This window comes from Pluralibacter sp. (assembly GCF_019237635.1).
Taxonomy (GTDB): Bacteria; Pseudomonadota; Gammaproteobacteria; order Enterobacterales; family Enterobacteriaceae; genus Enterobacter_B.
The window spans coordinates 1-7,820 of the sequence record NZ_JAFAGS010000032.1; the positions used below are offsets into that span (position 1 = coordinate 1).

General features: G+C 54.7%; 3 protein-coding genes and 1 pseudogene. All 4 read left to right on the plus strand.

The window, feature by feature from the left end:
• Nucleotides 1–1,107: pseudogene (locus JO226_RS03975) on the plus strand (hypothetical protein); the annotation flags it as partial.
• A 9-nt stretch (nt 1,108–1,116) separates the two neighbouring features.
• Nucleotides 1,117–5,157, plus strand: a complete 4,041-nt coding sequence (locus JO226_RS03980) for an invasin domain 3-containing protein (protein ID WP_293493588.1) — start codon at nt 1,117–1,119, stop codon at nt 5,155–5,157.
• Between the two features lie 99 nt (nt 5,158–5,256).
• Nucleotides 5,257–6,159, plus strand: a complete 903-nt coding sequence (locus JO226_RS03985) for a tail fiber protein (RefSeq protein ID WP_293493590.1) — start codon at nt 5,257–5,259, stop codon at nt 6,157–6,159.
• A gap of 23 nt (nt 6,160–6,182) precedes the next feature.
• Nucleotides 6,183–7,604 (plus strand): contractile injection system tape measure protein, encoded by a 1,422-nt coding sequence (locus tag JO226_RS03990; RefSeq protein ID WP_293493592.1) that lies wholly within the window; start codon nt 6,183–6,185, stop codon nt 7,602–7,604.
• Nucleotides 7,605–7,820: the final 216 nt, after the last annotated feature.

Here is a 7,820-nt window from a genome sequence, read left to right on the forward strand (position 1 = left end):
GGTTATGCAGACACTGAGCAACCGGTGAACAGCGTGCAGCTTTTTCTAGGGATTCGGGATATTCAGCCCGGACAGGCGTTATCTCTGTTCTGGAACCTGAACAGTCCGCAGCGTCTGACTCTCACCTGGCGGTACCTGACGGTGGAAAACCAGTGGCAGGCGCTGGGTGTGCAACTGACGGACGAGACACAGGGGTTGTTTCGCAGCGGCCTCTGGTCGACCGTCCTGCCGGATGATGCCAGTCATCAGGCCCAGGCGATGCCGCCAGGGCGTTACTGGTTCCGGGCTGATATCACCCCTGTAGATCCCCCTGTTTATCCCTGGCTGAACGGGCTTATCACCAACGGGATGACCGCCACGCTGCTCAATGTCACGACGCTGGACAGCCAGGTGGTGGAAGAACCTCTGCCCGCCGGGACTATTGAGCAAACGGAGGCCGATATCCCAGGTCTGGAAGGGGTGGAGCAACCCTGGGCGTCCTGGGGTGGTCAGCCAGCGGAAACCAGCACGGCGTTCGTCACCCGGGTGGCCCAGCGGCTTTCCCACCGTAACCGGGCGCTGACCTGGCCCGATATTGTGATGATCCTCAAAACGGCCTTTCCGTATGTGTTTGAAGTGGTCACCCCCTCCGGGGCCGTGCTGACCACCGTTCCGGCCCTGACGGAACAAAAGATGATCGTTATTCCGTTGACCACTGAGAAAGATAACGACGACGCCCTGCGCCCGGTGTTTAACGCCGCCCGGCTGGATGCGATGAGCCATTTTCTGCAGGGGCTGGCATCTCTCTGGCAGAACATCAGGATTGATAACCCCCGTTATATTGATGTTGATCTGGTGTATGAGGTTCAACTCCGTCCTGGCGTCAGCCATACCTGGGCTGAACGGGAGCTGCGTGAAACGCTGACGGCGCAGTATATGCCATGGAGTACGGGGGCGGCGGCCGGGGCGTCAGTGGCGAACCGGATTGACTATTACGACGTCATGGCGACGTTGCAGCAACAACCCTATGTCGATCACGTTATCAATCTGACCCTGAACGACAGTGAAAACTCCGTTCAGGGCCGTGACGACGAGGTTCTGATCCTCTGCTGGCCGGACACGATTTAAGGACGGATTATGAGTAATACCAATGAGTTGTTCCCGGTCGTCCGGGATGAAATTGACTTTGAAACGCTGCTGGCGCAAGCGATGCAGGTGTTGAAAACCAGCAGCGGTCAGTACTGGACGGATATGGCGGAACATGATCCGGGGATCACGCTGCTGGAAACGCAGGGGTATGGCGTGGCCGATCTGGCCTACCGCCAGACCCGACCGCTGACGGATTTGCTGACACCGGAGGTTCAGCCGGAAGGTGAAGGGCTGTTTCCACCTGAGTTTGGTCCCCAGCAGGCCCTGACCTGCGGGCCAATCAGTGAAGAGGATTACCGGCGGGCCCTGCTGGATTTACGCAGTACGGATACAGAGGAGGGTTACTTTCTGTTTCTCAATGCGCAGCTGATCCGGGAGCCGGAAGCAGAACGTTATGAGTACTGGTATGACACGACATCCCGTGAATACAGCTTCATTCAACCACCAACGCAAGACAGCGCAATCAGTCTTGAGTTACTGGGAAACTATCATCTTTATCTGCTGCCATCGCGGGAAACCCTGCTGAATCCTGAGGTGGCGCAGGCAGTTCTGGATATCTTTCTGCGCAATAACCGCAACCTGGGAGAGGCGGTGAGCAAAATTATCTGGCTGGAGCCTGAAGACTTTTCCCTGCAGGTGGTGATTGAGCTTGAAGACGATATCGGCACCAACAGCAATATTGCCGCCATTCTGGCGGATATTTACCAGGTGGCGGAAAACTATGTCACACCCGCCGTCCAGCACGTCTCAACGGAACAGCTGCTGGCAGAGGGGATGCGCAGTGAAGATATCCACCAGGGGCCCTGGCTGCAGTACGGCTGGATCCCCAGACTACCTTCGCCGATAGAGGGTACAACCCCTGCCGTTGTTAATCTGAGTGGTCTGGTCAGTGCCCTGCAGGATGTGGCGGGGGTTAAAGGGATCCGCCATCTGGAGGCGCTCGCAGACAACTCCGTCAGCAGCCGCTGGGAATGGGAGACCCGCGGACCTGGTGTTTACCCCTTGCTGTGGGGCAGCGATCCGCTGGCGGTACTGGCGGACGGGGATCTGGTGGAACTGCTGGCCAGCGGTGATGTGCAGCTGACGGCATCCAGGGACGCGATTGCGGCAGAACTCGAACGACCAGCCCTTATCCATAACGAAGAAAAGGTTATGCCTTATGGCCGCTGGCGTAACCCGGGGCGCTATTACCCGGCTACCGACCTTGTCCCTCCCTGCTATAACCTGCGAATACCCGCGGGAACCCAGCAACAGACGCAATTGCACCAGTTTTTACTGGCATTCGAGCAACTGCTGGCTGATGGTTGTCAGCAGCTGGCGTTACTGCCCGCACTGCTGTCGTTCCGGCGGGAAGGGGACGCGGTCTGGGGGCATCAATGGCCCTTTAACGACGACAGTGTCAGTGATGAGGTTCACCAGGCGTATCGTCAGACGCTGGAGCGCTACCTGGCAAGGAGCCGTCATGACCGGGAACAGGAGCTGGCCATCACCGGCTTTTTGCTCGGCTATTTTAACAGCCTGCTGGCGCCTGCGGTCTTCAGCCAGCCTGCTAACCGGTTCCTGGCCTCACAGCAGGGCTTTTTATCCCGCCATACGGAACTGACCTACCACCGTTCCAATATCCGGGTGGATAAGGTCTCGGCCCTGCACCGGCGCATCGCCGCCCGGCTTGGTCTGGGGGGGGCTGAAATCTTTGATGACAAAACCTCACTGGAAGACTTGCCGTTCTATCTGGTTGAGCACCGGGCGCTGATGCCGGTACAGCCGTTAGCACAATATGATGAACCGCAGACGCCCGTAATAGCCAGGTTGCAGTCTGACGAGGATCGCCGTCGTTATCTGGTCATCTCCAGTACGAATCTGTCGGGCATAAAAAAAGGGCAGATGATCGATCTTCTGCTGCATTACGGCTCGACCAGCGTGTTGCGAATTCGTGGACAAATGGTCATCCGTGTCGATGAAATCAGAAATAACCTCTGGTTAGATGTCGAAGCCAGCAGGCAGCTGGAGTTTAACCTCGATACCATTCTGGAATTACCACCAGAGGAGCTGGCCTGGCAAAATAGCCCGGTGTGGCTTGAAGATATGGACTACCCGCTCCGCTATGATGACGATCAGTCCGACCTGGCTGCTGATGAAAAGCGGCTTATCTGTTCACCGTTTCCGGTGATGGTGCAGAAGGAGGACTGGCTGGTACTGGAATATATGACGACCTCTGTAAACCCTGGTCAGGGAGCAGACCTGACTGGGCAGCGATTACAAATCGTATCCATGGACCGTATTGCCAACACCCTTATCGTCAGGGCAGAAGAGTCTTTTCCGTCAGACGATGAGTGCATCCATTATCAGTGGCACTTAGACAATGCAAATGCTTCAACGGATCGCTTTTCCTTTATGCTCAGTGTTGTCTTCAACCAGCAGCTGTTGCTTGGCCTTACCTCCGATCCCTATGCGACAGAGGTCTGGGTCAGGGAGGTGATTCTGGCCGAGATCCCGTCACATACAGGGGTGTTAATCCACTGGAAACCCTGGTGGGAATTTCAGCAATTTGCGAAGACCTATAGCGACTGGCAAAACGGAAGAGCAGTACTGGGGGATTCGTCGTATGAACTGATGTATCTGCTGGCGCTGGGACAACTTCCTGCTCCGTTGCAGGGGGTTGGCTCCATGTATATTGCCACCCCTGAACAGAAAACAGCGGTCGTGGGCAGCGATGGTAGCGAGTGGAACAGTGAAGTGATCATTCAGGATCAACTGCTCTATGTGCCTGATGTGGGACAAATCGCGCTGGTTGTGACGGGGAATGACGTTGTGGCTGATGGCGTACAACGCTTTACCGTGACGCTTACGGTTCTGGATGAAGAAGGTATTCCTCAGTCAGGTTTAGCAGTGGCTTTTGCAGCTGATAATAGCGCACTCATCGGCGCATCGGGGATCACGGATGCTAACGGCATTGCAACTCAGACACTGACCAGCACCCGCGCGGGTAATTGTACTGTGACGGCGACGGTAAATGAACTTAGCCGGCAGGAAGTGGTGACGTTTATCCCTGGAGAACCGGCGGATACGTACTCAGCACTGACGGCAGTACCGTCGTCTATTGTGGCCGACGGGGAAGAGATCAGTACCATCACCTGGATGCTAAGGGACGCGCATGACAATGCTATCACCGGGCGGGCAGCTGACGTGAGTTTTGACGTGAGCCCGGTAGACGGCATTATTCTGGCTTCAGTGACAGAAGAACCGGTGAATTCCGGGAGCTACACAACCCTCTTGTCAGGGGTCTTAACAACGGCAGTCACGGTGACTATCAGTCCGATGCTGAGTGGCCAGGTGACAGGCAGCCATACCACAACGGTATCCCTGACACCGGCGGCACCCCAGCCAATGACAGGCTATGCCGAGGTCAACGGTCACCAGTTTGATCTGAGTGCGAGTGATAAGTTTCCGCAGACCGGGTTCCCGGGGGCGGAATTTCGGCTGGTGATTGATGGCGATGCCAGTAATAACAGCAGTTATGACTGGGATAAGAGTCAGGGATGGTTGACCGTGGACGCCAGCGGCAATGTTTCATTCACGGGAACGCCGGCTGGTGCGACGAAAACGGTGGTTATCACCGCGACACCTAAGATACCAGGGCTTGCCGCGCAGAGTTACACGTTTACGCTGCAAAAGTGGTTTACCAATATGGAGGATACCACACGTCAACACTGGGAGTTGGATCTCGCGGCAACCCCAGCGACTGGCGAGCTGACCAACTCGACGAATGTATTATCCCCATCCTCAGCCCAACTGAAGACAGTCAACCTGCCGACGCGGGGTGAACTGGGAATTCTGTGGTCGGAATGGGGGGCACTGAGCTTCTACTCCACAGCTGGTTTTGTCAGTGGTGATTCCAGATACTGGACAGACACTGATCACCCTAGTACGACGATGTACGATAAGGTCTCGCTGGAAACTGGCGATGTTTATAACGGAACTAATTATGACATGACTTTGGGTTATGTCGTGCACCGGATTGTGTTGTAGTTCATTGATATGAATGAAATATACACGTTCAGCACCTCGGTGCTGAACGCTGTGACGGTATAAATGAATGTAGTCGCTATGAAACCGGAGATTATTCTTATGGCTAAGAAGAAAAATATTTTATCCCAGCAGACAGTGGGACCATCAACAGTAGACCTGAAAAGTCGTTTTAAGGAGCGTAGCATTCCTCTGGAAACAGATTTTGCGGCACTGATCGATGTGGCAGATTGTGGGCGTAAAGCTGTGGGGCTCAGTCCGGATTTTGATCCGGCGGATAACACCGGTTTGATACTGGATAGCAATAGTCAGCTGAAAGTACTGCCTGATGCAAACAAAGGGATTAAAGTTGATGTCAGTGGTGTCGGAGTGGTGGTTGACCCATACAAAGGGATTAAGGTTGATGAAAGTGGTGTCGGAGTGGTGGTTGAATCAAATAAAGGGATTAAGGTTGATACCTTTGGTATTGGATTAATACCTGAGCAACTGTTTGTAAGTGGTATGATAATGATGTTTTCAGGTTCGACTGCCCCAGCCGGTTGGGCATTTTGCGATGGTAATAATGGGCGACCTAATTTGATTAATAAATTTATAATGGGTGGAGCAGTGACTGAAGCAAATCAAGATGGAGGAGCAACAATATCGGGAAGTGGAACGAGTAAAACATATACTGTTACCACAACTTCAGACGGTGAGTCTAAAGATGTAGCTACATCAACTGTAGAATTGACTAGCGACCAAATACCCAATCATAAACATAACATTGGTTTTGCGGGTGTAAATTGCGATGAAGGCAATCCATTTTATGATGGATACTGGAGGGGAGGGTCCGAAGCTATTGGTTTTGACTGTTTGTGGTCCGGTAATATCTACGAAGGATATACAGGTTCCGTTGACGGAACAACAGGAGCCGGGCATGGGCATACGGTTACACTTTCTGCACACACCCATACGGTCAATACCTTACCCGCATATTATATTTTAGCGTTTATTATTAAGTTATAATCTGAATTTTGTCAGAGGTGGTTATGTTATATATAAATCGCTTGTGTTTTCGTGTTGATCTTGATTATTCGCAAGCCGATTATTACTCTGATCGAATCAGCAGGTTATTCCTCCGTGAATTAAAAATGTTACTGGAGCGGATGTTTTCCAGAATTATTCCAGCCGGACTCTCCATCCGACTGGAGTCCCCGCTGGTATTAACACTGGGCGACATTCCCGGAGCGTTTTTCGAGCGTACTTTCTGCCAGCGGCTGGAACGTGCGCTGGAGCAAGCGCTCCGGCAACTGCTCGCGGAGAGGGCGGATTTGTGGACCCGAGACTCCCCGGCGCAGTGCCGGGTGTTGCTGGAGCAGGTGCTGCGCTCGGGGGAAGAGCCTGTCGACAGCTGGCTGGCCCGCCAGCTGGCGCTGGCGCCGGATATCTGGCTGCCAGTCCTGGCGGAGTATGTCCTGTTGCCGGAAGGGGCGACGTTATACCGTCAGCTACGGGAGGAGACGGTGCGTAACCTGTGTCGCCAGCTGGCGCCTGATGTATCGCAACAGGGCGACGTGACGGGGGATTCGTTATGGCTCAGTGCGCTGCATTATTTTCAGCAACACCCGGAGCTACCCGCCTCGCCCGTTCCGGTAACGACCATACCCGGTATACCACCGGAATTGCGGGTGGCGGTATCCGCAGCGCCGGTGAAGCGGTATGACGTCCGGCTGATACAGACGTTGTTCCGGCACCCGGTGTCACCGCCTGCTCCTCTGATACCCTGGCTGCGGGCGCTCTGGCAGAACCCTGTGGTGGTGGAAAGCGTCCGGCCGACGCTGTCTGCCCCCCAGCGCGCGCAGTGGCATAGGCTACTGACTCGCAATAACCTACCGTCTCAGTCGTCTCAGTCGTCTCAGTCGTCCCGGCCAGAGAACCGGAAACTTGACCCGCTTTCAGAAGCACAGTGGCAACCGGTCAGCTGCGCCGGCATGGCGCTGCTGTGGCCCATGCTGCCCGGCCTGTTCCGCCATCTGGGCCTGCTGGAAGGGAAACAGTTTGTCAGCCTGCAGGCGCAACGCCGGGCAGCAGGGTGCCTGTCGTGGCTGGCACTCCGGCAGAATGAGCCTCCACCGGAAGCGGGGGTCAGCCGACTGCTGTGCGGGTTACCGACAGAAGGAGAAATAACACCTGAGGATATGCCGGATGAGGTCACCCGGGAGCAGCTCCGGCAGTGGCTGACGGGTCTGCCTGCATCACTGCAGTCCACCTGGCAAAAGCTGTCGGCGGAAGATATCCGGCAGTGGTTTTTGCTGCGTCCGGGCTGGATATCGCCTGAACCGGGGAAAACTATTCTGCGTATCCAACCTGAGGCCTTTGATGTGCTGCTTAACGACTGGTCATGGCCGGTGAATGTAGTTCCTTTGCCCTGGCTGGAATACCCCCTGACGATCCACTGGACAGATAAATAAAGGCGGAGTAGCCACGACGATCCCCCCGTATTATGGCGCCGTTGCGGGCATACTGGGGGTTGGGTTCACCCGTCAGCCCGAGAATGAGGAGTTTATTAAAGTCCGGCTGATAAATGCCGCAGAGAAAGTTATGCACTAACTCAACGCAATGGAGAGGAAGATGAATGGCATTATTGTCAGACACAGTGAAAGTCATGATATTTCTGCACTGCAACA

Coding starts and splice junctions, on each gene's coding strand:
- JO226_RS03980 (WP_293493588.1), top strand. CDS start 1,117: ATGAGTAATACCAATGAGTTGTTCCCGGTCGTCCGGGATGAAATTGAC.
- JO226_RS03985 (WP_293493590.1), top strand. CDS start 5,257: ATGGCTAAGAAGAAAAATATTTTATCCCAGCAGACAGTGGGACCATCA.
- JO226_RS03990 (WP_293493592.1), top strand. CDS start 6,183: ATGTTATATATAAATCGCTTGTGTTTTCGTGTTGATCTTGATTATTCG.